This window comes from Armatimonas sp. (genome assembly GCF_031410135.1).
In the GTDB taxonomy this organism is placed as follows: Bacteria; Armatimonadota; Armatimonadia; order Armatimonadales; family Armatimonadaceae; genus Armatimonas.
The window spans coordinates 1-1,522 of the sequence record NZ_JANNYP010000891.1; the positions used below are offsets into that span (position 1 = coordinate 1).

The 1,522-nt window shown below is 62.6% G+C and carries 2 protein-coding genes; both read left to right on the forward strand.

Annotated elements, in window-relative coordinates; all coding sequences use genetic code 11:
* Window positions 1-771, forward strand: a 771-nt coding sequence (locus RMO15_RS31840; protein WP_309722900.1) for a Gfo/Idh/MocA family oxidoreductase, incomplete at its 5' end; no start/stop codon positions are given.
* Window positions 772-1,522 (forward strand): aldehyde dehydrogenase family protein (locus tag RMO15_RS31845; RefSeq protein ID WP_309722903.1); only part of this gene is annotated, 751 nt, incomplete at its 3' end. It lies immediately after the preceding gene.

A 1,522-nucleotide genomic window follows, 5' to 3' on the forward strand; every position in this document is an offset into this window, starting at 1 on the left:
CCGGGCGACTCCAAGATCATGCCCGAGCGCATCCCCGGCTATGTGGAGAAGCTTAAAAGCTTCGGGATCGAGCTGGTTGAGAAACCCACGGATTTGATTGGTAAGATCGATGCTGTGATGATCGAGTCCCAGCAGGGCTCGCGGCACTTGGAGCGCGCCAAGCCCTTTCTGGAAGCGGGCATTCCCACGTTTGTGGACAAGCCCTTCGCGGGGAGCCAGCGCGAGGCCGATGCGATGATCGCCCTGGCACAGAAGCACAACACGCCTCTGATGAGCTGCTCGTCGCTGCGCTACGATCCACAAATCACCGCCGCGCTCGCCAAGCAAAGTGAGCTGGGCAAGATTCTCTCCGTCGAGGTCTGGGGCCCGTGCGCCCTCCACGAGGGCAACCCTGGCCTGCTCCACTACGGCATCCATGGAGTCGAGATGCTCTACACGCTTCTTGGACCGGGCTGTGTTGAGATACAATCCTGGCGTACTGAGCCAAGCGAGGTGCTTATCGCCCGCTGGCCCAGTGGCCACCTCTCGACCCTTCGCGGCATACGCACCGGGCAGTACGGCTTCGGCTTTGTCGCGCACTACGAGAAGGGCAACCAGCCCTACACGATTACCGGCTCCGCCTACTACCGTGAGATGCTCAAGGCGATTGTTGGGATGTTTCAGACCAAAAAGCCCGCCATCCCCTATGCCGAGCAGCGGGAGATCATGGCTTTCATAGAGGCTGCGGACAAGAGCGCCGCGCTTGGGGCAAAGCTCCAGAAAGTAGCTTAAGTGACCTCGCTTCCCATCATCAATCCCGCCACCGGGCAGACCATTACCACGGTTCCTGCGGGCAGCGCGGCAGACATTGACCGTGCTGTACAAAAAGCGCAAACCGCATTTAATGGCGAGTGGGGCCACTCGGCGCCGCGTGACCGAACCGCCGCACTGCAAAAGCTTGCCGCCGCGATGCGTGACAATGCCGAGGAGCTGGCACAGCTAGAGTGCGCCAATGTCGGCAAGCCCATCGGCTCGGCGCGGGGAGAGATCGGCTACGCGGCGCGGGTTCTCGACTACTACGCTGGGCTTGCCTCAACGGCGCGGGGAGAGACGGTTGGTTTGGCTGGCGGGCTGGGGCTGACGCTTCGGGAGCCGCTCGGGGTCTGTGGCCTGATCGTCCCCTGGAACTTCCCGCTGGTCATCACGCTCTGGAAGCTCGCCCCCGCACTGGCGATGGGCAATACCGCTGTGATCAAGCCCGCTGAGTGGACACCCCTCACGGTGCTGCGATTAGCCGAGCTGGCAAAAGACATTCTCCCAGAGGGCGTGCTTAATGTCGTCACGGGCACGGGAGCCAAGGCCGGGGCGGCGCTGGTGGCGCACCCGCAGGTTCGCAAGATCTCCTTCACCGGCTCAACCACAACGGGGCGTGCCATCATGGCCTCGGCAGCACAGACCGTCAAGCGCGTCTCCTTGGAGCTGGGGGGCAAGTCGGCCAGCATTGTCTTTGACGATGCCGATCTAGAGAAAGCCGCTGGCTCGG